The organism is Deltaproteobacteria bacterium CG11_big_fil_rev_8_21_14_0_20_42_23, from assembly GCA_002796345.1.
GTDB lineage: Bacteria > UBA10199 > UBA10199 > 2-02-FULL-44-16 > 2-02-FULL-44-16 > 1-14-0-20-42-23.
This window is the reverse complement of sequence record PCXC01000038.1, coordinates 1-26,001: the sequence shown is the minus strand read 5'-3', so window position 1 is coordinate 26,001 and position 26,001 is coordinate 1. Positions and strand designations below refer to the sequence as shown.

Genomic DNA, 26,001 nt, shown 5'->3' with positions numbered 1-26,001 from the left:
ACGTGATGAGAATACTTCTTGATTTTTACACCTTTCTCTTTAGAAAGCCTGGCAACTTATGAGTGCATCACCAACATATTTTTCTCTCGCTGGACTTACGAGCTACGCCATGCTGGCAACGGGAGCCATGAATGTTCCGGCTGCTGGCACTTCTTTGGCACAAGCGGCAGCAAACACTCTTCGTGAAAATCCCAGTGCAGTACTGGATGCTTTTCGCCCTTACCACGGCGCTGAAAACCGTGGTGCACTGGCCCTTTTTCATCAGAGCGTTACGGCGCCGGGGCTCGCCAGATTTTTGAGTGGAATTCCATATGCTCATCATCCTTTAAATACAATGTTTGCAACTGCTATGAGCCCAGCTACATCAGTCTCTCCAGCCCAATACCTTGGTAAGCTCGCAGATTATCTCGATCTAGCTCAAGGACAAGCGCATAACTTTGACAGACTTGCTGCTCATCACAAACTTCTTCTCACACAACTGCCTCCGCAGCTTTTCGACACGGTTACCCTTAATAGAAATGACAGATATGCAAATATTTCTGAGCGATCCATTGCGTTGCTTTTTCTTACACACTTACCACCTCCCTATGAAGCTGAAGACGCTTGGGCGAATGCTATAGCAAAGATTAGAAGTGTTGAATCAGGTAGTCTCGACTTAGAAAATTCTAGAGATCCCCTTTCGAAGCTTTTGTTAGCATATGCTCAGCCAAGAAACGGTACAACTTCGGAAGCATATCCAGAACTCTTTGCACAACTTTTTTTAGATGGAGGTTACCTTCTTGGAACTGTTCGACAAATTGCAAAAGGAAAGAAGACACCTGAACTTAAAAGAAAATCTATTGAGCAACTTGTTGGAAGTCGCTTAAAAGAAGCAAGGCTATACTTGAAGCATGATGCCCAAAGAGCACAAGAACTCTACCAACAAGCTTTGGCGCTTGCACAAACCACAGGCAACCTGAACCTAGAAGCTAGCGCTATCAGGGAAGCAGCCTACTTTCTTGATTCTCTCACACAACACCAAAGGCATTCACTCTATGAAAAGGCCTTAGATCTTTTTCGATCCGCTGGAAATAAGTTTGAAGAGGCGAATACTGCCATTCTTCTGGCGATGGATCTTGAAGATCATCTTTCAGAGAGAGACTATAGAGCTATAAGAGAACTTCTTAAATCACGTATCTTACGGGCAAAGGCAGCAGCATTATTTAGTGCACTTCATAGAACTCACGGCGCTGACCGTTATCTTAACTACGCTGAGATGGCTGCTGCACAACGAGACCTTCCAGGTTCTATTGATCACAAAACACGCAGAAAACATCCACTTCACTTGCCGCTCGCTCACATGTTCTTAAGCACGCTAGATCAAAAAGACAGAACAAACGGAGCAATTTCTCTCGCTATCAACTATGCGAGAGCGGAAACAACGCTTACAATGGGATCACACGGAACATTCATCGCAAACCTTAGAGCTCCATGCGTTCGGATCTTCGCAGCGCAAGAATTAGCCCAACTTATTGCCAGCATTCTTGAAATTCCGGCAGATCAGATAAGCGTTTCTGAGAGAAAGCTTCATGCCAGAACAGTAACCCTTAGCCTTGCTGCATGTCAGATTTTGGAAGAGAGATATCCTAAGAGGCACAAAAGAATATCAGGTGCTCCTGATTCCCCTTTGCCCCCTGAATCTCAGATGGCACCTGCCCAACCGTAGTCCACCCTAAAGTTGCACCAGCCTCAGACACAAGCTGCACTGCTTCTTGCTGAGCGTTGACATCTTTTACAATACCACCATCGCCCACTTTTTCTGCGGGAAGTTCAAACTGCGGCTTTACTAAAATGATCACGTGAGCGGAAGGTTTTAAAAATGCTGGTAAATACGGCAAGAGTGAACGTGCCGAAATAAAGGAAACATCCATCACCACCAGATCAACTTTTTCGCCTAAGGCTTCGGGTGAAAACGTTTTTAAGTTTGTGCGATCAAACACCACAACGCGTTCATCGTGCTGTAGCTTCATATCCAGTTGACCGTAGCCAACATCAAGCGCAAATACCTTTGCAACGCCGTGCTGCAAAAGGCAATCGGTGAAGCCACCCGTAGATGCACCCACATCAAGGGCTACAAGTCCACTCACATCAACATTAAAATGATGAAGTGCGGTTTCTAGTTTTTTTCCAGCACGGCTGACATATTGTTTTTTTTCACCGCGTAAACGAAGGGGCAAATCTGCCGGAACCAATTCACCAGCTTTGTGCAAAACCGTATCACCAGATAAAACGCGTTTATCCATAACAAGAAAGCTTGCTTCTTTTTTATCTGAAGCAAGCCCTCGTTCTATCAACACTTCATCCAATCGCTTTTTTTTCATATTTACATTACAACGACTTCAAAATCTCTTCGCGTTTTTTCTTGTATTCTTCATCATTAATCAGCCCTTCTTTTTTGAGGGACTCTAACGTTTTTAAACGTTCTTTCACTGAAGATGATTCGGAAACACTTGCTGCATCTGACTTTATGGGTTTTTCATTTTTACTTGAAGAAGTTTCACTGGCTTTATGTTCAGCATCTTCTGCAGCATTTGCCTTTTCCCACGCCGTCATTTCTTCTGGAGTTGCTTGATAGGCAAGATCGATAATTAATTCATCGTTATCATCTGTTGAAAGAGTTTGCCCTGGACGAAGCTCTAATTGAATACGAACACCTTTGGCTTGGGCCGCCGCTTTTTTTCTGCTTCCGCGATTGTCTGCATCACCTAACACACGCGCAAACAGTTTATTGAAGCTGATGTGAAGCTTGTCGCCTTCCAACCAAGTGGAAGCAACCGTGAGCAAATCTTTTCGAAAAATAAAATCTGGATCTTTTGTAAGGTGGGAAAACACTACTTCTTCCGTGGGAGATGCTTGCTCGAAGGCTTTCAAGAGATTGGGAACTAAAAAAGAAAGCGCAGTTTCATCAAACACTTCTTGCTTTACTATTTTTTCCACCAACAAGTGCCGCTTTGAAAGACGAATGGTGGCCAAAGCTTTTTGCAACACTTCCTCATCGAGTTTTTTGGGATGTGTCATGGCCCGCAACTCGGCTTCTTTCACCGAAATTTCTTTCAGCTTTACGTAGTTGTATTTGTTGTTGGTAACAATGTAGGTAGTTTTTGCCGCATATGCAGAACTGCACAAACAGATAAAGCTTAACGCCAACAAAATTCCTTTTTTCATTTTTCCTCCCTCAATTTAAGTGGGGCGCTTCTAGCAAGATTTGCCTTGTAGTGCAAGCAAGCTCAAAAACTCTTTTCTCCTTGCACTCTTTTTTTTCTTCATTAGGAGCCAGCGCATGAGAGTGATTGCTGGCAGGTTCAAAAAAACAAAGCTTGTTGCGCCAAAAACATTTTCCACTCGGCCAGTTTTAGACCAGGTGAAAGAAGCTATTTTCAATATCTTGTTCAATATCAGCGACATGCAAGTGTTAGATCTCTTCGCCGGCTCGGGCTCCATGGGCATTGAAGCCCTGTCACGCGATGCCGCTCATTGCACTTTTGTAGAGAATGGAAAACTGGCCCTGAAGGCCATTTCCGAAAACATTGCAAAATGTTCACTTCAGCCGGAAAACCTTGTCATTCCTACCTCTGTTCAAAGTGCCATCACGCAACTTGAGAAAAAGAAAAAAAGCTTCGACCTCATTTTCGTTGATCCTCCCTACCTTAAAAACCTTCTCAATCCCACGTTGGCAAAGCTCGCAAAAAGCAGCTTGATCCACGAAGAAAGCATTATCGTAGCCGAACATCATCCCAAAGAGCCCATTGAAGCCGACAAACTGGGTTTGGTCTTGACCGACGAACGACGCTATGGTCAAACGCTGATCAGCTTTTTAGCCCTCTGCCCCCAAAAGGAGGAAGACGTATGAATCGCATCGCTATTTGTGCCGGAAGCTTTGATCCTCCCACAGAAGGACACCTCAACATTATCAATCGAGGCCTAAAATTATTCGACAAAATTATCATCGCCGTTGCCATCAACATGAGTAAAACGCCAACGCTAAGTGTTGACGAAAGACTGAGTTTGCTCAAAAAAATTTTCGAAGGAAATTCAAGGGTTGAAGTGGATTCCTTTGAAGGTTTACTTGTGCATTATGCTCAGTCGAAAAAAACATCGTTTGTCTTAAGAGGCATTCGCAACATGAGCGACTACGAATACGAATCACAAATGGCGCTGGCCAACAAAACCTTGTGGCCAGAACTGGAAACCCTTTTTATGATGACAGAGGGAAAATATGCTCATATAAGCTCCAGCATTATCAAGGAGATCATCACTGTTGGTGGATCTGCAGAACAAATGGTTCACCCTCTTGTTGAAAACACCCTCAAAGAAAAATTGCGAAAATAATATCCGGAGGTCGTATGCTTCAGCTTTCCACTCGTGCCCAAAAACTTGAGGCTTCTGCAACCCTTGCCATGGCTGCAAAAGCGAAGGAACTCAAATCTAAAGGTGTTGACGTGATCAGTTTTTCAACTGGCGAACCAGACTTTGATACCCCCGAAAATATTAAAAAAGCGTGCATCGCCTCACTTCAGCGCGGATTCACAAAGTACACTCCAACGCCTGGCATTCCAGAACTTCGAGCTGCCATTTGCGAAAAACTCAAACGTGACAACAATATCATCTACGACCCAAGCCAAATTGTGGTCAGTTGTGGCGCAAAGCAAGCGCTCTACAATGTGTTCATGGCGCTCTTAAATCCTGGCGATGAAGTTATTGTTCCTGCACCCTATTGGGTTTCGTATCCGGAGCAAATCAAGCTCTGTGACGGTGTTCCGGTGATTGTGGAAACACAAAAAGAAAATAATTTTTCACTCCAAGCCGGTGAATTTGAACGCGCTATCACAGCAAAAACAAAAATGCTTGTGCTGTGCAGTCCTTCAAACCCAACTGGAGCCGCTTACACAAAAGAAGACCTCAGCGCCATCATGGATGTGGCCATCAAGCATAACGTTGCTGTCCTTTCGGATGAAATTTATGAACACCTTCTGTATGACAACTTCACTTTTGTTTCTCCCGCTTCACTTTCTACAGCGGCACAAGAAATCACCATTGTGATTAATGGAGTTTCAAAAGCCTATGCCATGACCGGCTGGCGAATGGGATATGCTGCCGGCCCAAAGCACCTCATTGACAAAGTGTCTTCACTGCAGAGTCAGCAGTCCAGCAACATTACCTCGTTTGTGCAAGAAGCCTGCGTTGAAGCCCTCAACGGACCGCAAGATGAAGTGGAAAAGATGCGAAAAACTTTTTCGAAACGAAGAGATCTTATTCTTTCGTTGCTTCGAGATATCCCAGAAATCGAATGCGCAACGCCTCAAGGCGCCTTCTATGTGTTTCCCTGCATTGGCGCATATCTGGGTAAAAAAACTGAATCCGGAGCAAGCATACACACCAGCGATGAACTTGCCGAATATCTTTTGGAAGAAGCGCACATTGCAACCGTTTCTGGAGATGCTTTTGGAGCCCAAAACTATTTGCGGCTTTCCTACGCTTGCGCAGAAGAAAAAATTGTAGAAGGTGTGAGGCGTTTAAAAACAGCACTTTTGCATTTGAAGTAAGCAGAGAAACACTTCCCGTCAGGACTTTACCATGAATTTCCTTCGCTTTCTTTTTCTTGCTTGCTTTTGGGGCGGCTCGTTTTTGGCAATCAAATTTTTAATTGCCGACGTCCAACCCTTTCTAGCTGCAACTTTGCGGGTGGGCCTGTCTTTTCTTTTTTTAACTTTACTCTTTTGCTTTCAGAAGAAAAAGCCCAGCATTCCAAAAGACCTTCGTTTCAAATTACTTTTAGCCTCTCTTTTCTTTCAAGGCATTCCGTTTCTCCTTCTGTTTTGGGGCGAACGTTTTGTTTCTCCAGGCTTGGCAGGTATTCTCAACGGAACCGTTCCGCTGTGGACTTATCTTGTCAGCCTGATCTTCTTCAAAGGGGATGAACTTTTTTCAAAACGAAAACTGTTTGGCCTTTTGATTGGCTTTGTTGGAATGTACACGCTTTTTTCTCCGCAGCTAAACGCATCCGGGAACAATACCGAACTTTTGGGAATAATGGCCATCGTGGGCATGGCCATTTGCTATGGCATCGGTACAGTGATGAACCGATTTTTTCTTTCGCGGCGCAAAGACATCCACATGCTTTCAAGCCTTTATTATCAACACATTGGAAGCTTTCTTTTTATGTGTTGTGCCACACTTCTCTTTGAGGGAAAGCCTCAGTTTCACTCTTTATTCCTTCACGGAAAAACATTGGCGAGCCTTTTGTATTTAAGCTTTTTTTCCACTGCACTTGCTTGGATTTTCTTTTTTCATCTCTTGAAGGAATGGGGATCCGTGCGAACGGTGTCGGTTACCTATGTGGTGCCGTTTTTCGCAGTGCTCTTTGACTATCTTTTTTTGGGAAACTTGCCAGGAAGAGCAGAACTCATTGGCGCATTTGGTATTTTAATTGGCGTAATGTTCTTGCAGCATGAAGAGGTAAAAAAACTCATCCTCCGCAAACACAGAGCCCGCCCACAAATCCCGTGTTAAAACATGCGTTATTCTTTTAAAGCCGGAGCCACACTCTCATTTTCATTTCACTGAAATTACCTGTCGATTGGGATGCACACACCAATCAAATTGTTTCAAAAAAGTCATGCCAACTAATCCTTCAACTCCTTGCTCTTTTAGGTCGTGGCAACGAACTTCTACAGCAGTCATTTTTTCACCTAGAGTCTCGAAGCTTTCGAGCACAAGACGATAGCCTTGTTCTTTACCGACAACAGAGCGAACTGATGAAAAACCAATTCCATCTCTTGCGGAATAACCCAAATCAAAGGCAATTTCATGATCAATAATGAGGGCAGATGAACCAGTATCCAGTACAAATTTTCCATTATAGGTATTGAGTTTGCTTTGGAGTTTGACAGAAACGATTATCAACTCACCATCTAATCGGTATGGGTAATCTGCCATAAGAGTGGAACCTCTGAATTTTTGATGAGTTGACCAGTGAATCGAACAGCTATGTCCCGGTATTTTGGCATCAGTTCTCTGACTTTTTCATGAAAGGCTTTTTTGTTCGGATTATGCGCAATCACCGTTCCTATAATCTCAACAGCATCTTTTTCTTCGTAATCTGCAAGAGCAACCCATTCATCAGGATAATTTTTAACCATTCCTTCCCAGTTCATTTTTTCATTCATAACTCCTCCGCTTTGGAATGCCATTAAACCATGGATAACGGTTAAGTTCAAGACTCCTTCTCGGTTGTTTTAGGATAAGCTCTACATTGGACCTCTTGCATAACCGTAACGAGCAGCCAAACGAAGTCATTGGGTTGCGCAGTAGGTTATGCAAGAGGTCTATTTTAAAACTCAAGAGCTCGAGACTTGAAGCCGTAGCCCATGACATCGTTTACATCGTGCAAAATCACGAATGCAGCTGGGTCGATTTCTTTTACGATGTCGCGCAAATGTGAAATTTGACGTCTATTGATGGCAACGTAGAGAATTTTTTTCGGTTCTCCTTTGTAACCACCTTCACCATGTAAAACGGTAATACCTCGATCGAGTTGTTCGAAAATTTTTAATTTAATCTGTTCATGCTTACCTGAAACAATGAAAGCACCCTTCACATTGGGGCTTCCTTCCGCGGCTAAATCGCACATATGTGACGAAATAAAGAGCGAGAAAAATCCCCAAATAACAATATTGGGATCGCTAAACACAATACCCACCAACAAAATAACAAAAGCATCCACCATGAGATAGCCCATGGTAATGGAAGTGTTGAAATATTTTTTCATAATCATCACGGGAATATCACTGCCTCCCGTGGTGCCCCGAAAACGAAAAATTATTCCCACTCCAATGCCCAGCAAAATTGAACCTGCAATTGCTGCCAAAAGGGGATCATTCGTCATAGCCCACTGAGAGATTTCTTTTCCCACATTGTATTTTTCAAGCACATCCGTAAACAAACCCATGCGATAGACATTTTGAATGGAAAAAAGATCGATGAAGAGAGCTCCCATAATCAAACCAAAAATGGAACCTACACTAAACATGCGCCCAATCAGCAAATGCGCCATGATGAAAAGTGGAATATTCAACCCCACCATCACCGCACCAGCAGGAAGACCAAAAAGATGATAAAAAATTTGCGCCAAGCCTCCAACTCCGCCTGGTGCAATTTTGAAGGGAAGCAAAAACCATGAATAGGCAACGCCAAAAATTAAGGCTCCGCAACTCATTCCAATAAAATTTTTTAAATGCTTTTTCATGTTTCCTCAATTTTTGTTTAAAAAAACCGTTTGTGAAGCTTGGATTTTATTTCTTCGATCACCACATACAAGGTTGGCGTCACAAGTAAAGTTGAAACGGTAGCTACAAGCAAGCCCCAACCAAACGCTAGTGCCATAGGTTTTAAAAAAGGATCATTTCCCATAAAACCATAGGCTACCGGAAGCAGACCAAGAACAGTTGTGACTGTAGTTAAAATAACTGCGCGCAAGCGATACCTTCCCGCTTCATAAGCTGCTGTAAGAATATCTTTTCCCTCTTCACGCATACGATTAATAAAATCGACAAAGACAATGGAATCATTCACCACAACACCCGACAAGCCAATAACTCCCAACATGGCAAAAAAGCTTTTTGGTTCACCGTGTACAACAAAAGCCCACGTGGCACCAACCACTCCAAAAGGAATAGCAAACATAATCACCAAAGGCTGCAACATCGACTTAAACTGAACACACAAAATGAAAAAGATAACCATGCAGGCTATAATAAGCGCAAAGCCAAAATCTTTGAAGCTTTGAAGATTTTTTTCATACTCACCGCCAAATGCAATGTGGTAGCCCTTATGCCGTTGATCTAAATCTCGGAATGCTTTTTTCACTTCGCTTATAACTGAAAGTGAAGTTGCATTTTCTTCATCAACGTTGGCGGAAACAACAATCACTCTTTTTCTGTCGAAATGTCCAAGGCTCAGTACTCCAGGTTTTTTTTCGAATCGTGAAACACTGGTGAGTGGAATTAATTTTCCTTCTGCATTTGGAATAGTGACTTCCTCCAAAACATTCAAATCGTAGCGTCGCTCGTAGGGAAAGCGTACGCGCACATCAATTTCTTCTTCTGACTTTTTAATGGTGGTTGCTACAATGCCGTCTAGAGAAGCTTTCACAGCTTGACCAAAATCTCTTAAGCTAATTCCTGCCTGTGCTAATTTTTGTTCATCAAGTCTAAAGGTGATTTCTTCTTTTCCCTCATCATAACTATCGGTGAGAGCACTAAGACCTTTTAGGCCTTTCAAAAACTCTTGTACTTCAGCTGAAATAACTTGAAGGGTTTCCATCTCTTCCCCTTCAATACGTATCTCAACTGGTTTTCCCACCGGTGGGCCCACTCGAACTTTTTCGAATAAAAGTTTTTCAAGGCCAGCCACTTCTTTTTTGTCTTGCTCGAGCAGTTGTATCAACTGGTCAGCATCTAAATTTCTATCTGCAATGGGCTTAAGAAAAACAGTAATCTGAGCCAAATTGCTGGCGCGTTTAGCTTCTGGATCGTTAGGATCTTCTTGATGTACGCCAACAAGTAAAACAAAATTATCCACTTCAGATTTTGGTAATCGTGCTATCATTTTTTCAACCGGCGTCATTAATTCTGCTGTTCGCTCAAGTGAAGTCCCCGGTGCCGTCTCAGCACGAACAAAGAAAGCCTCTACTCCACGCTGAGGAAAAGCAATGTAGCGAAGTTGGTAGGCTTGATAGAGTGTAATGACCATAACAAGAGAAATGATTCCTAAAAAAAGATAACGTTTTCGAAGAACCCAATGTAAAAGCTTAAGGTATGTTTCGGTAATGGTCTGAATTTTTTGCTCAAGCCAATTACGAATATGCGTAAGACGAGGATGCGTTTTTTTGGGAATACGTTCCATCTCTGCTAAGTGAGAAGGAAGAACAATGAAGGCTTCAAAAAGAGATGCTGCTAAAGCCAAAATGACCACGAGAGGAATGTATCGAGAAAATTTCCCCATGATTCCACCCATAAACATAAGTGGAGTAAACGCGGCACAGGTCGTGAGAATAGAACTTAAAACAGGCTTCCACACTTCAAGCGTTCCCACCAAAGCCGCATCTTTAGCGGACTTCCCCTCTTCCATGTGTCGATGAACATTTTCGGCAATAATAATAGCATCATCAACCAGCATTCCCAACACCATGATAAGCCCAAACATGGTAATGAGATTAATGGTGATGCCATTGAAATACATAAAAATAAAAGTAGTGAGAAATGCGATGGGAATTCCAATAGTAGTTACAAAAGCAATACGAGAAGATAAAAAAGCAAACAAACACACAATGACCAAAAGCATACCAACCCAGCCATTGCTCACCATCACATTCAGCCGGCGTTTTACGTAATATGAAAAATCGTTAATAAGACTAATGCTAAGTTGGGAATCTTGAAGTGTTGATTCATAGTCAGCAACAGTGCTGCGAATTTCTTTTACCAAGTCAATGGCATCTGCTTTTTCTCTTTTGATCACAACCAAGTTAATTGCACGAGTACCATCGGTGCGTGAAATAGTTTCTTCTCGTTCAAAGGTATCTGTCACCTTGGCAAGATCTTCAACCTTTAACGTTCCTCCACCAATGCTGGAGCGGAGAATCATATTGTTAATATCCATCACGCCCGCAAACTCGCCATTGGTGCGCACAAGCGCTTCAACGTGATTATCGATAACACTTCCACCCGCAACATTCACATTGTGATCTGCAAGAGAAGAAATAATTTCGCCCAATGAAATATAATAATCGGCCGCTTTCTGTGGATCTACCTCAACCCAATATTCTCGGTCTCTCCATCCCTTTCTCACTACCTTTGAAACGAGAGGAAGGTCTAAAAAGCGATCTTCAAGCGCCTTTGCATGCACTTGTAAATCGAGCTCACTCATTTCTCCCGAAAGAGAAACTTCAATAATGGGCGTGTCTTTTGTTTTCAGCTCGGTCACAAGAGGCTTGTCTTTGAGGTCTTGAGGAAAATCTGGAACTTTATCTACCGCGCGTTGAATATCATTTACCACTCTTGATATATCATTTGTATCTGGATCAATTTCTAAAACAATCGCAGTTCTTCCTTCAACCGAAACCGAAGTCATTTGAAGAATATCATCAACTTCTTTTAACTCTTTTTCTATGGGGATGGTAATAAGCTTTTCAACTTCTTCCGGCGCTGATCCAGGATAGACGGCACTTACATAAACTTTATCTAAACTAATATTTGGAAAGACATCTCGGTTTAAGCGAGAGAGCGACATAAATCCTGCTATCAAAACAATAATCGTTCCCAAATTTACTAAAAGTGGACGAGAAAGAAAAAATGAAAGAAGTCGTTTCATAAAAAATTATTCCTGGACGCTTTTTTGAAAGGCCGCAGAACCAAGCGTGCCTTTTGCAAGCTCAAATTTCATTTCGGTATTTTTGTATTCTTTCCACATATTTAAAACTCTATCTTCAGCTTCTATAAGATCATCTTGAAAGTTGATAATGCGTTCGGAACTAGATCTTCCCATTTGATATTTTTCGGTTTCTTGCCAAAGCTTTCGAGCATGGAGATGTTTTGCTTCTTCCAATTTTTCCACCTGCTGGGCTTTACGATGCAATGCATCTGAAAGTTGTTGAAGTTCATGATCAATAGAAAGTTTGAGACGTCTTAATTCAAACACAGCCTGCATCTTTTGGAGTTTCGATTGTGTGTAAAGTGCACGCGCTTTTCTATTTTGCAGCGGAAAAGAGAAGTTCACACCAAGCGACCACTTGGGATGATCAGTTTGAAAACTTTCTGAAACGCTTGCATCAATATCATTTTCGGCAAGCGTGCCCACAAGTTCAAGGTTTGGATATCTCCTATTTTTGGCAACAGCAAAATCTACTCCCAAACGTTCCACATTCTTTTTTTGAGCTTGAAAATCGGGTCTCTCCGCTAAAGCTGATTCTAAAAGATCTTGCGTGTAGGAGATTTTTTTCTTTTCACTTTTTTCTGCACTGAACAAAAGCGTAACATCATCATCTATATCTAACGCTGTTCTTAATTCTGCTTCAAAAGCATCGCGTATATTTTCAGATTCTAAAAGTGCAGATGTTCTTAAAAGCACATTTGCTTGTATCGCAAGCACATCAGTTTCTTCAACCGCACCTAAATGTTCTTTCTTGCGAACAATGCTTAAAAAATGTTTCGCCTGATCCAGAGATTCTTTTTTGGCTTTGCATTGCTGCTGACTTACATTCCAATTCCAATACGCATCTAAAACCCCAAGCAAAACTTCTTGAACTGATCGCTTGCTTGCAAAATCAACTGACGCAGAAGAGAGCTTCGAGCTTTCAAGTACTCTTCTTGAGTTTGCTCCCCACGCATTATTCCAAAGTGACTGCGACAGCTGAAGCTCTAAAACACCTTCGTAAAGAGGCGTCGAAGAAATAATGGTGGATCCAAATGTTTTGCTGCGCGTATGCGAATAGCCAAGAGAAGTGGTGGTTCCAGTTGCAAATTCTTTTTTAAGATCAAGATTGAAAAGAGTTGAGTCGATACGATTTCCAAAAAAAGCACTCGAGCGCTCAAGTTCATCTCTTGAATGAGCAGCATTCACATCTAAAGTTACATCGAACTTTGCCTTCGAAAGTGTAATTTGCTCTTCAGCAATGGAGGGATTGAGTTGGATTTGTTTTACCTGAAGATTTTTTTCAAGCACTCGCTCTGTAACTATATTTTCTGAAAGCGTCAGAACATTTTCATCGGCTTGTAAAAAAGAAGATGAAAAAAGGAGGATGAAAAAAAGAAAAATCGTACGCGATTTCATAAAGCAATTATCCTTGTGCAAGAGGTGGCTTAGCTATCACTGCTCTGCTTATTTTGCAAAGTCATTTCAAGCCTTTTGTTGGCTTTCGAATTGTCTTTTAAAAGAAGAAGAAGAACATCAAGAGGGTCAGCAAAATCAATCCCAGAGCGGTTGTCCAAGAAATTATGTTGCCAAGGATACCGTTGGCAAACTCACCCATCAGCTTTTTCTTGTTGATGAGAATCAACATAAAGATGAGGACGAACGGAAGAAGAATACCATTCAAAACCTGCGAAAAAACCATAATAAAGACAAGCGGAAACTTTGGCACCAGCACTACTGCAGCGCTCACGATAATAATTGCTGTGTATAAACCATAAAATTGTGGAGCCTCGCTAAAACTTTTGTTGACGCCAGCTTCAAAGCCAAGGCCTTCACACACATAATAGGCTGTTGCCAAAGGCAAAACTGAAGCCGCAAAAAGAGAGGCATTGAAAAGACCAAAAGAAAAAAGCCACGAGGCGTACTTTCCTGCAAGCGGCTTGAGGGCAAGCGCTGCTTCGGCACCATTTTCAATTTGGATCCCTGCAGGATAAAGCGTTGCTGCACAAGAGATAATAATAAAGAAGACAACCACTCCGGCCATAATGCAGCCAATCCACACATCCCACCTGGATTGGCGATAGTTCTCAACATCAATTCCCTTTTCCACAATGGAAGCCTGCAAATAAAACTGCTGCCACGGCGCAATGGTGGTACCAATAACACCAATCAGCATATACAAGTACGGCCAGTTCATTTCAATTTGTGGATGCACAGCCGCATGCGCCACTTCACCCCAGTCGGGATTGGCCATCACACCCGAAATAGCATAGGTGATATAAAAAAGGCAGGCTCCTAAAAATACTTTTTCCACTGAACGATAGCTTCCCTTCACCACCAGCCACCAGATAAAAAAAGCTGAAGAAGGAACAGAGATGTACTTCGAAACTCCAAAAATATCGAGTGAAGCTGCTACTCCCGCAAATTCGGCCATGGTGTTTGCAAGGTTTGTAACCAACAGCGCCAGCATCACATAAAAGGTAATTTTCAAACCAAAGTGCTCGCGAATAAGGTCTGCAAGCCCTTTTCCCGTCACAGCTCCCATTCTTGCACTCATCTCTTGAATCACAATAAGGGAAAGTATAACTGGTAAAACTGCCCACACAAAACCATAGCCATAATGCGCACCAGCAATAGAGTAGGTTGCAATGCCGCCAGCATCATTATCTACATTTGAAGTGATAATTCCCGGTCCAAGAACTGCGAAGAAAATGGCGAGATTCTTCCAAAGCCCTTTTACGGCAGGTGGTTTTACTTTTTTTATACGTTCACGAAGTTCCATATTTTCACTTATATCCCAGACTTTTCGCCGTATGCTTCTTCAATTACGTGCGTCAACACGTCGTCACTGGTGATAATTCCCTGCAAAATATTTTCATCATCAACTACAGGAGCTACAAAAAAATTGTACTTATCAAACGTGAACGCCACTTCTTTAATGGAGTCGTCGATATGAATTGACGGCACAATAGTTTCCATCAAGTCTTCTACTTTTTTTTCATTTGGCTCAAAGAGGAGATCGCGAACCAAAATACTTCCCAAAATTTTTTGCTCTTCATCCACAATGTAACTACAGTGAATGGTTTCAACCTCTTCTTCTCTTGCGCGAATATGTTCAATGGCTTCACCAACCGTCATATGAATGCCAAGCGTGATAAATTCTGTTGTCATAATACCACCAGCAGAATCATCTTCGTGTTCCAGCAACTCTTCTACCTCTTCTGCTCTTTCTTTTGAGACGTGCGATAAAAGCCGCTTCTGGCCTCGCTTTGAGAGCGCGCGAAATAAATCGGTAGCATCATCAGCTGACATATTTTCAAAAATATCCACCGCTGTTTTCATATCGAGATCTTCAAAGAAATCTTTCTGCCACTTAAGTTCCAACTCTGTTAAAATTTCCACTTGATGCTCAAGATCAAGCATTTTCAACATCGCAGGACGATTGTAAGCATCAAGCTCCATCAACATTTCAGAAATATCAGATGGCGGAATTTCTTGAAGAGCTTCTTGTTCCACATTGAGCTTAATACGACCGCTAGCATCTTGAATGGAAACCGGTTGAACAAACTTCCACGAAATAAAACCTCGCTCGTTAAGATATTTTGAAGAAGGAGAAAAAACTTTTACAATGCGATCAATAAAAGATTCCCAACCTAGCCGGCGCACAATTCCACGCACTCCAACATCAACATGAACAAGACGAAATTCATGGTTGAGCACTAAAAAATGCACATCGTTCACACGCACCACTTTTCGATTGAAGGTATCAACGACTTGTTGATCTACAATACTGGTGCGCAGCGTAATGTGATCGGGAGAATAATACTCTTTTGAAAAAGAAAGTTCCTCATACGTGCTTCTAAGGTGAAAACCTTTTGCTCCATATTGAACTTTTGCCCAAGGAACAACGGCATAACGAGAGGGAAAAGCACCCTTCTTCACCACAATATGAGTAAGATAAGGATAGGCGTTGGAGACGTTTACAATAAAGTCATGAGGCTTCCCAAGCCATCTGCCATGACGGTCAGTAACTCCAAGCTTAAGGACTTCTGTGTAAAATGAGAACATAATAAAGCTTCCGAAATCTGCATAATTTTCGCGTTGATAATGGAGTGGAGTGAAAAAAGCAATAGATAGTTCAGTGGTACGCTGGGGCGATGGTGCAATGGGAAAAAAGGTTTTGTCTCATTAAAGAACATCTGTCACATCCGGCAGCTTAGCATCTGGATCATACAAACCATGCAAAAGTGCGGCGCCATATTTTTTGACAAGCTTTTCAGCATCAGCTTCTTGAATTAAGCCACGCGCTATCATTTTTTTCAAACGTGCACGCAAGCGCGAAGAATAATCGATACGTTCTAGACCAGCGGGATCCATTGAAAAACACTTGGCTTCCTCAGGGTGCTGTAAAAAATCTAAAGCAGCTTTCCACGAAAGTTCGAGATAGTGTTGCCTTCTCCCTTCCTCTAAATCCCACTTCGATTTTTTGGCATACAAACTTAAACTTTCTTTCATGCCTTTTATTTTGTGAAGAATAAGAATGCTGTTGAAAATAGTTTTATTGGTTGAAAAAGAAAAAAGTGTTTTTTTCAAGACTCGTTCAAGCAAAGCATCAAATTCTTCTATTTGATGTTCTGTAATTCTTCCCATCTGCTTCCACGCCACATCACCAACACCCAAATCAAAACGCATTTCCCAATAAAGATGAGATAATGATTTTGTTTTATATGCACGCACCATTTTGTAAGGGACGAAATAATTATGAGCCACCACATCAATGGCAAGATGCAGCAAATAGCCATAGGCCGCGGCTTGCTGACGCTTCGTTTTTGCTTCACTCAAAATGAGTTTCCCCATTCGCCAATTGTGACAATGATAATGATAGCCTGCATATTTTTTTCCCACAATAATATCGGGGCTTGTTGATCCATACACAAAATCATCAGGGTATCTGGAAATAAGTGCTGCAAGATGCGGCGCAATGAGAGGCAAAACTTCAAGGGCGCGAAGTGCGGTTTCTACATGCATCCCCGGGCCCCACGCATAAGCTGATGGAGAATCGAGAAAAAAAAAGCACACTGAAAAAAGAAGGATTGCAATTAGCATGTCAGCTATTATGGTGGCTTCTCTCGATAAATCAATGCCTATCTAAAAGTGGCAAAAAAAATACACTAAAGAGGAAACATGGATAAAAAAAGCTTTTTAGCTGAACTCGAAAAAACACTTCAATACCAAACCCTCATGGGAATAACGAGTATTCCTGTAACAAAAAAAACTCTTTCCTCCAAAGATGTCGTTCAAATAAAAGTGAAAGAAAACCCAACAGCTCTCAAAGGCAATACCGAAGCACTTTTGCAGCTTCGTGAAAATATCGGAGACTGCAAACTGTGCAGACTGTGCGAAGGCAGAACAAACTTAGTGTTTGGAGTAGGAAATCCCAATGCCGATCTTATGTTTGTAGGTGAAGCTCCCGGAAGAGATGAGGATATGCAAGGCGAACCATTTGTGGGAAGAGCAGGAAAACTTCTCACCAAGATCATTGAAGCCATGGGTTATGCACGAAGCGATGTCTACATTGCAAATATCAATAAGTGCCGCCCGCCAAACAATCGCCCACCTGCTGATGATGAAATGCAAACTTGCATTCCTTTTTTGCGCAAGCAAATCGACATCATCGCCCCAAAAGTTATTGTATGCCTTGGCGCAACCGCAGTACGTGGCGTTTTGCAGACGGAGGAAAAAATTGGAAGCCTTCGCGGAAACTTTCAAGACTGGGACGGCATCACCGTAATGCCAACCTATCATCCCGCTTTCTTACTTCGAAATCCAAACATGAAAAAACCAGTTTGGGAAGACATGCTTAAAGTGATTGAATTTTTGAAGAATGACAATACTCTCCCCTCTTAAGTTAAGAGGGGCTGGGGGAGTTATGATGCGTCCTCATTTATTGCATCGAACGGCGCCGCTCTTTTATGCTTGGTTTTTCGGTGCCGTCTTTTGTCATGCCTTCCAGCTCTTTCACTGGGCGTGGTGTGGGTGGGGCGTAACACGTTACTTGATTTCTTCCGCGTTCCTTCGAGCGATATAAGGCAATATCGGCAAAATCTACCAACTCTTCAATTTCACCCACATCATCTGGATATGTCGAAAGCCCCAAAGAAATGGTAACTGTTCTTGTTTCTTTTTGGCCAGCGCTAAAAAAGCGTTGCTTTTCAACCAAGCGGCGCAATTTTTCAGACACCGCTATAGCGCCGTGTTTATCAGTGTCAGGGAGCAGGAGCACAAATTCTTCGCCTCCAAAACGAGCAACGGTATCTACCTCACGAAGATTTTTGACAAAAAGATTTCCCAGTTTTTTCAAGACATCATCTCCAAGAAGATGACCAAAACTATCATTATATTCTTTGAAGTGATCCACATCTACCATCACCACAGAAAGATCTCTGCGAAAACGAACAGCACGTTTCCATTCTACATGCAGCATACGCTGGAAATGACGACGGTTGTAGACACCGGTAAGTTCATCTTTTACCGAAAGCTCTCGCGTTTGCGTATAAAGACGAGCATTCATAATGGCCAGTGCCACCTGACTTGCAACCAGCGACAACATGCGCACATCGTTTGCGCTAAAGGCGTGAACTTGGCTACGAGCAAAGTTAATCACACCTAAAATATCTTTTTTGAACGCAAGTGGAATGGAAAGAAATGAGCCTGCTTTTCCTTCATCTTCTAACTTGTAATGCAGGAACCGTGGATCTTTGCTGACATCGGCAACATAAATTTTTCTTCCCATTTCAGCGGCTAAACTTGAAATGCCTTCACCACGCTGAAACGTTGTTTTCATCACTTTGCTAATATTGACAAAACCATATGCCGCCTTCACTTGCATTTCTTCTTTGCCATCGTTGTAAACCATGATGGCGAATTCATCGATGTGCAAATAGCGTTTCAAGATGGAAGTGAGATGAGCGTAGAGTTTATCAAGATCAGTAACAGAATTTACCTTTTGTCCAATCTCATGAATGAGCGAAAGGTCTTTAACAATAAATTCCAACTTCTTTTTGGAGTGTTCAATTTCAAGATTTTTTTCTTCAAGACTGCGCTTGTACTTCAAAGCTTCATCAGCAATGGCAAGATCTTTCTCCACCTCAACTTGCCGGCGGTAGAGGGTGTCGAGCTGCTTCATCATTTCGTTAAATTGTCTGGCAAGATCGGTTAATTCATCATCGCCTTGAAGTTCTATTTTTTCGTAAAGAGAACCTTTTTTGGCATGATCAACAGCGGTGCGCAAAAGAGAGAGCGGCTTGTCGTAATATCGGTACGACGCAATGGCTGCAGTGAGAGAAACCAAAAAAACTTGAAGCACAAAAAGAAAATGCGAAAGAGAAATGCCAAACACCTGCGAAGAACTTGCTTCAAATTGATTCGAGAAAAAAAGTCCAAAAAACCACAAGACAAACGCCGCCGTTCCCGTGATGAGTAAAACACGAACGGGCACAGAAAGACGATGTGGAATGTGCGCTGGCTTCTGATTCACAACAATGCTCCTTTTCCCTTGAGTAATGCAGGTTCTACCGGGATGTCCAGTCTAAAACAGTAGACCTCTTGCATAACCTGCTGCGCGACCCAATGCCTTCGTTGGGGCACCCCAAAATCCTCACGTATTTCCCTATACGCTCCGGTTTCGGGGCCCCACCCCGCCTCGTCCTTGGGCCGCTCGCGACGGTTCTGCAAGAGGTCTAGTGGGGAAGTGCTGATCCTCTTTTGCTGTTTTCTTTCGTCAAAATTCTGCTAGGGATACGTTCAAAAAAACAGGAGCACTTGCTCTCAGAAGAAAAATTATCTCCAATCATGAAAAAAATAATCCTCATCCTCTTGATTTCACTTGTTTTTCCAGGCTTTTCCTTTGCCAGCTCAGCAAAAAAAATAAGTCACATTCGTGTGCTGATTCAAGAAGATCTTCCCTCCATCAGCCTTGAAGTGGATAAAAGCGGCGCTCACATCACAGCTGAATCTGGAACACAGACAACGTTGCGCCTGAAAAAACTCTTCATCACCTCCAACGCACGTGGCATCGGCATCAACGGACAATCAATTGACGGGAACACTTTTACCCTTTCCCATCCTGAAGCACAGTTTACGGTTAAGGAAAAAACTTACGCCGGAAACCTAACGATCGCGAAAAGGGAAAATGGCCATCTTGATCTCATCAACACCACTTCCCTAGAACGTTATCTGATTGGCATTTTGGGAAGCGAGATGTCGCCAAGTTGGCCCATAGAGGCCCTGAAAGCCCAAGCAGTGGCAGCCAGAAGTTATGCCTACGCAAGTATACAAAGTGTGCGAAAGCACGCGCCGAACAAACTCTTCGATCTGCGCGCAACCGTGATGGATCAAGTCTACAACGGCATATCTCAACTTGACGCGAGAGCAAAAAAAGCAACCGAAGCCACTGAAAATGAAGTGTTGTTTTCAAAGACATCGCCCGCAAGAACTTATTTTCACTCACTTTGCGGAGGGCGAACTGAAAGTGCAGATCATGTTTGGAAAAATGCAAAAGCAACTTATTTCACCAATGATAATTTTTGCAGACGCACTCCACGCATCACGTGGGAATATAACATTCCAAAAAATACTTTCATCCAAAACCTCCATCGAAATGGATTTGACTTTAAAACACTTCAAGACATTTCCGTCATTACACACGAAGACTCACTTCGCGTCGATCACCTTTTGCTTTCAACCAACAACGGTCTCATCATGGTAAAAGCCGACAAGCTTCGGCAAATCTTTGGCTACACTAAAATCAGAAGTACTTGGTTCAACATCGGCATGGGCGACACAGAAGTGATCATCGCCGGCCGAGGTTTTGGCCACGGCGTAGGCATGTGCCAATGGGGCGCCAAAGGTATGGCAGAAGCGGGTTACAGTTACAAAGACATCCTGAAGTTTTACTATGGCAACGCAATGCTGAAAAGGCTTTCGTTATTCTCAGCATCAAAGTAGCATTTTTTGACACTTTCACCTTGAACTCTTGGCGCTTTCCACTATCAAGGCCTGCCTATGAAGGTGAATGACTTTAATTACAGCTATCCTGAAGAGCTTGTAGCTCAGGCTCCTCTTCCCGAACGGGATGCCAGTAAGATGATGCTGCTTTCTCGTGCCCAGAAAACTTTTGCGCATCATCATGTGCGTGAGCTTGCTGCTTTTTTGCGTGAAGGTGATGTGTTGGTGCTCAACAACACCAAAGTAGCGCCGGTGCGCTTGTTTGGAACGCGCGGAGGAAGAGAAAAGATTGAGCTGCTTGTGGTTGAGCCAAGCGACACTGCAAATGTGTGGCGCTGCCTCATCAAAAAGGCAAAAAACATTCGGCCCGGCGAGAAATTTTTCTTTGGCATGCAGGCAACCGCTATAGCAAAAGGCCGCGAAGATATTTACTTGCTCGTAGAATTCAGATCCAACGCCCTCAAGCTGGCCATGAACAATCATGGAGTGCCGCCTCTTCCGCCTTACATCAAACGCACAGAAAAAGATGCTTACACTGAAGCTGACTTCGAACGCTATCAAACTACTTTTGCCGAAAAATTTGGCTCGGCCGCTGCTCCAACTGCTGGCTTGCACTTAAGCCAAAACTTGCTGGCTGAAATAAAACAAAAAGGTGTTGAAGTATGCACTATCACTTTGCACGTTGGCATTGATACCTTTGCGCCAGTGCGTGTTGACACTCTTGAAGAACACAAAATGCACGGCGAAAAAATCAGCATCTCTTCTGAAACAGCAGAACTCATCACGCGCGCCAAACACGAAGGCCGCAGAATTATCGCCGTGGGAACTACCACTACTCGTGCTTTGGAGTCTGCATGGGAAGATAACAAACTGCGCGATGGCCAATGGACTACAAATATTTTCATCACGCCGGGTTATGAATTTAAAGTCATCGATGGCCTGCTCACCAACTTTCATCAGCCCAAATCCACCCTCATCATGATGGTCTCAGCTTTGGTGGGAAAAGACTTCCTGTTCAAATGCTACGAAGAAGCCATCAAACAAGACTACCGCCTTTTCTCTTTTGGCGATTGTATGTTGATTGTTTAGGCTTTAATACTTGCCAGCCAGATTAAAGCATTCTATGAGACGGCCCATGTTTAGCTTCGATCTCATCAGCACATCAGCCGGAACCCGTGGGCGAAGGGGGAAAATCACTACCGCGCATGGTGAAATTCAGACGCCGGTGTTTATGCCTGTTGGCACCCTTGGAACCGTGAAGGCTATGCTGCCCGAAGAACTAAAAGAGCTTGGCGCTTCCATCGTTCTTTCAAATACTTATCACCTCTTTCTTCGACCAGGACATAAACTTGTAGAAGAACTTGGTGGCTTGCATAAGTTTATGAACTGGGATCGGCCCATTCTCACGGATAGCGGCGGATATCAGATTTTTTCGCTGGCCGATTTGCGAAAATCGTTCACCGAAAAAGGTGTTGAGTTTCAAAGTCACCTCGACGGCGGGCAAAAACATTTTCTTTCTCCAGAGTTAGCCATCGAAATTCAAGAATCACTTGGATCTGACATCATGATGGTGTTGGACGAATGCACTCCCTACCCAGCCGATGAAGCCGCGGCAAAAAAATCGATGGACCTCAGCTTGCGCTGGGCCAAGCGTTGCCTGGAGGCGCGCACTTCGCAAAACGCTTTATACGGCATTGTTCAAGGCGGCATGCATCCTCATTTGCGCAAAGAATATATCCAGCGCATTCAAGATATTTCCGAAACTTTTTGCGCGCAATCTGCCAATGCCTCAACCGTTGGCTTCAACGGTTACTCCATCGGCGGGCTCTCTGTTGGCGAGCCTATTCCGCTTATGTATGAAATGACCGAAGTGTGCACTGCACTTCTTCCACAAGACAAGCCGCGCTATTTGATGGGCGTTGGTACTCCGGAAGATTTGGTGGAATGCATCGATCGCGGCATTGATATGTTCGACTGCGTGCTCCCAACCCGAAACGCGCGAAACGGCCATCTGTTTACTTCCGTTGGCGATGTGAAAATCAAAAACGCACCCTACGCCAACGACCCCAGACCACTTGATGAAAACTGCAGCTGTTACACCTGCAAAAACTATAGCCGCGCCTATCTTCGTCACTTGGCACAAGCCAACGAAATTCTTTCGGCACGGCTGAACACAATTCACAATTTACATTTCTACCTCAATTTGATAGATCACGCGCGCCTTACACTAGAGCAAGAAAACTACCCGGAATTCAAGAAGAATTTCCTTGAGAAAAGAAAAACTGGAGCATCATAACGCTTCGTTTTTTTGCTCAAGAAAATCCGGTACCCACGAAGGAGTGTCTTATGTTTTCAGAACTTTTCATTTCAACAGCGCATGCCATGGCAACACCTGGACAAAATGGAGCAGCCGGACAAGGTTCCGCACTCGCTTCATTTGCACCGCTTGTAATCATTTTTGCCATTTTTTATTTTCTTCTTATCCGTCCTCAAAAGAAACAGCAAAAACAACATCAAGAACTGCTCGCAGCTATTGCTAAAGGTGACAAAGTCATCACTCGCGGCGGCATGCATGCAACGGTGTATGGCATTGCCGACAACATCATCACGCTTGAAATTGCCGATAAAGTGCAGGTGAAATTCAACCGTGAAGCGATCGCAACAATTGTGAAATAACTTTTCAACCTAGGTGGAATTATGCCAAACGCATGGAAATGGAAGCTCGCGCTTCTGTGTAGTCTGATTCTCATTTCAATTTACGTTGTTTTGCCCAGTTTTTTAGGAATGTCCGAAAAACGCGAAGCTGCACTTGCATCTGGAACATCGCTTCCTTGGTATTATGATGTGCTTCCTGAAAAAGGCATCAACCTTGGGCTCGATCTCCGCGGCGGTTTGTACCTCGAATTTGAAGTGGAAACGGCAAAAGCAATTGAAAACAGAGTTGATGTGCTTGTTGATGACATCAAAGCTGAACTTGGGAAAAACAATGTTGTCACCAGCGAAATCCGCCAAGAAGTAAAAACGCAAAGCATTGAAATCTTCGCATCCGATGCCAACGCCATTGAAGCCACTCGTGAAATCGTTCAGAAAAACTTTGCAAACGTTTTGGCCATCCAAAAACATGAAAACAATCACTTAAGTTTTGTTTTGGATGAGAGCCATCGCGATTACTTGCTCGATCACATCATCAAGCAAGCACTTGAAAAAGTGCGCAACAGAATCGACCGCTACGGTGTAGCCGAACCTTCCATCCAACGCCTTGGCAACGATCGCATTGCGGTTGAACTTCCCGGCATCAAAGACCCCGAGCGCGCCATTGGCATGATTAAACGCGCGGGCATGCTCGAATTCAAATTGGTGGATGCAAGTGTGCAAGCCGCCGACTTAGCTTCCATGCTCAAAGAAGCTCGAGAGTCACTCAAGCTTGCCGAAGATGATTTTTCACTGGAAGCAAAGCAAAGTATAAACGAGCAGCTTGCAAAAAAACTTCCGCAAGATACCGAAATAAGCTTCAGCCTCAACTATGATCCTCTTTCACACAAACTGCTTGGTGGAACGCCATACCTTCTCACCCGCAGAGCCGCATTAACAGGTCAAATGCTGAAGAGTGCTCAAACCAACATCAACAACAATGAACCTTTTGTCAGCATTACTTTCGATGCTCAAGGCACCACAAAATTTGGCGATCTCACAAAAAACAACGTGGGAAAACAGTTAGCAATTTTGCTTGATGGAGTTGTAAACTCGGCGCCACTTATTCGTGAGCCTATTCTTGGCGGCCGAGCTCAAATTGAAATGGGTCGCGGCAACTTTAGAGATATTTTAAAACAATGCGAAGATCTTGTTTTAGTTTTGAATGAAGGCGCTCTTCCCGCAACACTTACAGAAGCAACCAAAACCATTGTGGGTCCAAGCCTTGGAGCAGATTCCATTAAACAGGGAGTTTCAGCCACACTGCTTGGTGCACTGTGCGTCTTTGTCTTCATGGTGCTTTATTATCGTGGCTCAGGTTTAATTGCCAACGTCGCCCTCGCTATTAATTTACTTTTTATTATGGCGGCACTTGCGCTTTTCCAAGCCACCCTCACCCTTCCTGGTATTGCGGGAATTGTACTCACGCTTGGTATGGCTGTGGATGCGAACGTGCTTATTTTTGAGCGCATCAGAGAAGAACTGAAAAAAGGAAACCTCGCCAAAGCCGCTATCAATGCTGGTTATGGAAACGCAATCCGCACCATCACCGATGCCAACATCACTACACTCATCACGGGAATTGTGTTGTATCAGTTTGGAACTGGCCCCATTAAAGGCTTTGCGGTCACTCTTATTATTGGTCTTGTCATCAGTATGTATACCGCCATCGTGTGCACACGCATGGCATACGATTATTTCTTAATCAAAAAACGAATTACAAAGGTGAGTGTCTAATGAAAACTTTCCATTTTGACTTTATGAAATACAGAGTACTTTTTTTGCTCATGTCTTCAGCCTTAGTTGCCTTCTCCATTTTTGCCATGGTGAAAAAAGGCTTCAACTACGGTATCGACTTTAAAGGCGGAGCCAAACTCGAATACCAATTCAAAGAAGCCATAAATGAACAAGCTATCAGAGATGCTCTTAAAGACTTAAATTTAGGAGACATGAACGTTGTTCGCTTTGGAGATCCTGAAGAACGTCGAATGAGTATTAAAGTTGGATTACCGGAAGAGCACGCCAGCATTAGCGATCCCATCACTGCTGCTCTTGCAAAACAATTTGGAGAAGAAAATGTACAGCTCGATCAAGAAGTAACCGTTGGACCAAAAGTAGGAAAAGATCTTCGCACAAAAGCATGGCTCACCATTCTCACTTCATGGCTCATCATGCTCATCTACATTGGCTTCCGCTTCGATTTCAACTTTGCACCAGGCGCGGTTGTTGCCTTGATTCATGATGTTACCATTACGCTTGGACTTTTTGCTTGGATGGGAAAAGAGATCAACCTTACTATTTTGGCGGCCATCCTCACGTTGATTGGATATTCTGTCAATGACACTATCGTGGTGTTCGATCGCATTCGTGAAAACAAAGCTGACATTTCTCCTTCAACAGTTTTAGACGTGATTAACTCAAGCATCAATTCAACTTTGGGAAGAACGATCATTACTTCCCTTACCGTTTTATTTGTAGTGCTTGTGCTCTTCTACCGCGGTGGCGGCACTTTGCACGACTTTGCCTTTGCCCTCACAGTGGGAACAATCGTGGGAACCTATTCCTCCATCTTCGTTGCTTCACCTTTATATATTTGGATGTACCGCTTGATGTCTTCGAAGAAGTGAATTACAAATTCTGTCATTGCGAGTTTTTGTACAACAAAAACGTGGCAATCTCCTCTGACAATTTTAATCCCATTACCGTAGAGACGTTTTGACAAAACGTCTCTACAATTATTATCGTCATCGCGGCAAAACACAAAATTGTCAGAGGAGATCCTTCGTTCCACTCAGGATGGGCATAATGGCAAAAAATGTGTGCTATTTAGGTTTGAGAAAGAAGTAATAAGCAAAGTAA

At 43.2% G+C, this 26,001-nt stretch carries 24 protein-coding genes; 12 read left to right on the top strand and 12 right to left on the bottom strand.

Annotated features, from left to right (window positions below):
- The first annotated feature begins 58 nt into the window (after positions 1-58).
- On the top strand, positions 59-1,705 hold the full coding sequence (locus tag COV43_05105; GenBank protein PIR25541.1) for a hypothetical protein: 1,647 nt from the start codon (positions 59-61) through the stop codon (positions 1,703-1,705).
- Here COV43_05105 and COV43_05100 read toward each other — a convergent pair.
- Together COV43_05100 and COV43_05095 are read right to left on the bottom strand one after the other, a co-directional pair.
- The gene (locus COV43_05100; protein PIR25540.1) at positions 1,626-2,360 is read right to left on the bottom strand and encodes a TlyA family rRNA (cytidine-2'-O)-methyltransferase; all 735 of its coding nucleotides are present in this window, start codon (positions 2,358-2,360) and stop codon (positions 1,626-1,628) included. The two genes, COV43_05105 and COV43_05100, sit on opposite strands and share 80 nt — an antisense overlap.
- Positions 2,361-2,367: 7 nt before the next feature.
- Positions 2,368-3,204 (bottom strand): hypothetical protein, encoded by an 837-nt coding sequence (locus tag COV43_05095; GenBank protein PIR25539.1) that lies wholly within the window; start codon positions 3,202-3,204, stop codon positions 2,368-2,370.
- A 115-nt stretch (positions 3,205-3,319) separates the two neighbouring features.
- Between COV43_05095 and rsmD the strand changes: the two genes are divergently transcribed.
- The 4 genes from rsmD to COV43_05075 are packed head-to-tail and all read left to right on the top strand — an operon-like array spanning position 3,320 to position 6,549.
- Positions 3,320-3,889 (top strand): 16S rRNA (guanine(966)-N(2))-methyltransferase RsmD, encoded by a 570-nt coding sequence (gene rsmD / locus COV43_05090; GenBank protein PIR25538.1) that lies wholly within the window; start codon positions 3,320-3,322, stop codon positions 3,887-3,889.
- Positions 3,886-4,368, top strand: coding sequence for a pantetheine-phosphate adenylyltransferase (locus COV43_05085; protein ID PIR25537.1), 483 nt, complete (start codon positions 3,886-3,888; stop codon positions 4,366-4,368). The genes rsmD and COV43_05085 overlap by 4 nt, the downstream gene beginning before the upstream one ends.
- A gap of 14 nt (positions 4,369-4,382) precedes the next feature.
- The gene (locus tag COV43_05080) at positions 4,383-5,582 is read left to right on the top strand and encodes an aspartate aminotransferase (GenBank protein PIR25536.1); all 1,200 of its coding nucleotides are present in this window, start codon (positions 4,383-4,385) and stop codon (positions 5,580-5,582) included.
- 31 nt (positions 5,583-5,613) lie between these two features.
- The gene (locus COV43_05075) at positions 5,614-6,549 is read left to right on the top strand and encodes an EamA family transporter (GenBank protein PIR25535.1); all 936 of its coding nucleotides are present in this window, start codon (positions 5,614-5,616) and stop codon (positions 6,547-6,549) included.
- Between the two features lie 42 nt (positions 6,550-6,591).
- On the opposite strand, the gene COV43_05070 is transcribed toward COV43_05075, so the two are convergent.
- From COV43_05070 to COV43_05035, 8 genes are all read right to left on the bottom strand, one after another.
- Complete coding sequence (locus COV43_05070; GenBank protein PIR25534.1) at positions 6,592-6,975, bottom strand: hypothetical protein; 384 nt, start codon at positions 6,973-6,975, stop codon at positions 6,592-6,594.
- Positions 6,951-7,229, bottom strand: a complete 279-nt coding sequence (locus COV43_05065) for a hypothetical protein (protein PIR25533.1) — start codon at positions 7,227-7,229, stop codon at positions 6,951-6,953. Before COV43_05065 ends, COV43_05070 begins: the two co-directional genes overlap by 25 nt.
- A 140-nt stretch (positions 7,230-7,369) precedes the next feature.
- A complete protein-coding gene (locus tag COV43_05060; protein PIR25532.1) occupies positions 7,370-8,284 on the bottom strand; it encodes a membrane protein in 915 nt (304 codons plus the stop codon).
- Between the two features lie 17 nt (positions 8,285-8,301).
- On the bottom strand, positions 8,302-11,406 hold the full coding sequence (locus tag COV43_05055; GenBank protein PIR25531.1) for an MFS transporter: 3,105 nt from the start codon (positions 11,404-11,406) through the stop codon (positions 8,302-8,304).
- Between the two features lie 6 nt (positions 11,407-11,412).
- Positions 11,413-12,864: a hypothetical protein gene (locus COV43_05050; GenBank protein ID PIR25530.1), complete on the bottom strand. Its 1,452-nt coding sequence runs from the start codon at positions 12,862-12,864 to the stop codon at positions 11,413-11,415.
- Between the two features lie 97 nt (positions 12,865-12,961).
- Positions 12,962-14,227 (bottom strand): Mn transporter, encoded by a 1,266-nt coding sequence (locus COV43_05045; protein ID PIR25529.1) that lies wholly within the window; start codon positions 14,225-14,227, stop codon positions 12,962-12,964.
- Positions 14,228-14,235: 8 nt separating this feature from the next.
- On the bottom strand, positions 14,236-15,513 hold the full coding sequence (locus tag COV43_05040; GenBank protein ID PIR25528.1) for a hypothetical protein: 1,278 nt from the start codon (positions 15,511-15,513) through the stop codon (positions 14,236-14,238).
- Positions 15,514-15,633: 120 nt separating this feature from the next.
- Entirely contained in the window at positions 15,634-16,551 is a 918-nt protein-coding gene (locus COV43_05035) for a hypothetical protein (protein ID PIR25527.1), read from the bottom strand.
- Positions 16,552-16,686: 135 nt separating this feature from the next.
- On the opposite strand from COV43_05035, the gene COV43_05030 reads away from it, so the two are divergent.
- Positions 16,687-17,352: a uracil-DNA glycosylase gene (locus COV43_05030; GenBank protein PIR25567.1), complete on the top strand. Its 666-nt coding sequence runs from the start codon at positions 16,687-16,689 to the stop codon at positions 17,350-17,352.
- A 37-nt stretch (positions 17,353-17,389) separates the two neighbouring features.
- Here COV43_05030 and COV43_05025 read toward each other — a convergent pair whose 3' ends face one another.
- Both COV43_05025 and COV43_05020 read right to left on the bottom strand, forming a co-directional pair.
- Positions 17,390-18,982 (bottom strand): hypothetical protein, encoded by a 1,593-nt coding sequence (locus COV43_05025; protein PIR25526.1) that lies wholly within the window; start codon positions 18,980-18,982, stop codon positions 17,390-17,392.
- A complete protein-coding gene (locus COV43_05020; protein ID PIR25525.1) occupies positions 18,979-19,179 on the bottom strand; it encodes a hypothetical protein in 201 nt (66 codons plus the stop codon). Before COV43_05020 ends, COV43_05025 begins: the two co-directional genes overlap by 4 nt.
- 117 nt (positions 19,180-19,296) lie before the next feature.
- On the opposite strand from COV43_05020, the gene COV43_05015 reads away from it, so the two are divergent.
- The 6 genes from COV43_05015 to secF are packed head-to-tail and all read left to right on the top strand — an operon-like array spanning position 19,297 to position 25,769.
- Positions 19,297-20,451 carry a hypothetical protein gene (locus COV43_05015; protein ID PIR25524.1) on the top strand — a complete coding sequence of 385 codons (1,155 nt, stop codon included), beginning with the start codon at positions 19,297-19,299 and terminating at the stop codon, positions 20,449-20,451.
- A gap of 57 nt (positions 20,452-20,508) precedes the next feature.
- The gene (locus COV43_05010) at positions 20,509-21,540 is read left to right on the top strand and encodes a tRNA preQ1(34) S-adenosylmethionine ribosyltransferase-isomerase QueA (GenBank protein PIR25523.1); all 1,032 of its coding nucleotides are present in this window, start codon (positions 20,509-20,511) and stop codon (positions 21,538-21,540) included.
- 46 nt (positions 21,541-21,586) lie between these two features.
- A complete protein-coding gene (locus COV43_05005) occupies positions 21,587-22,747 on the top strand; it encodes a tRNA guanosine(34) transglycosylase Tgt (GenBank protein ID PIR25522.1) in 1,161 nt (386 codons plus the stop codon).
- A gap of 50 nt (positions 22,748-22,797) precedes the next feature.
- On the top strand, positions 22,798-23,127 hold the full coding sequence (gene yajC, locus COV43_05000) for a preprotein translocase subunit YajC (GenBank protein ID PIR25521.1): 330 nt from the start codon (positions 22,798-22,800) through the stop codon (positions 23,125-23,127).
- Between the two features lie 21 nt (positions 23,128-23,148).
- The gene (gene secD / locus COV43_04995) at positions 23,149-24,879 is read left to right on the top strand and encodes a protein translocase subunit SecD (protein PIR25520.1); all 1,731 of its coding nucleotides are present in this window, start codon (positions 23,149-23,151) and stop codon (positions 24,877-24,879) included.
- Complete coding sequence (secF, locus tag COV43_04990) at positions 24,879-25,769, top strand: protein translocase subunit SecF (protein ID PIR25519.1); 891 nt, start codon at positions 24,879-24,881, stop codon at positions 25,767-25,769. Before secD ends, secF begins: the two co-directional genes overlap by 1 nt.
- Positions 25,770-26,001: the final 232 nt, after the last annotated feature.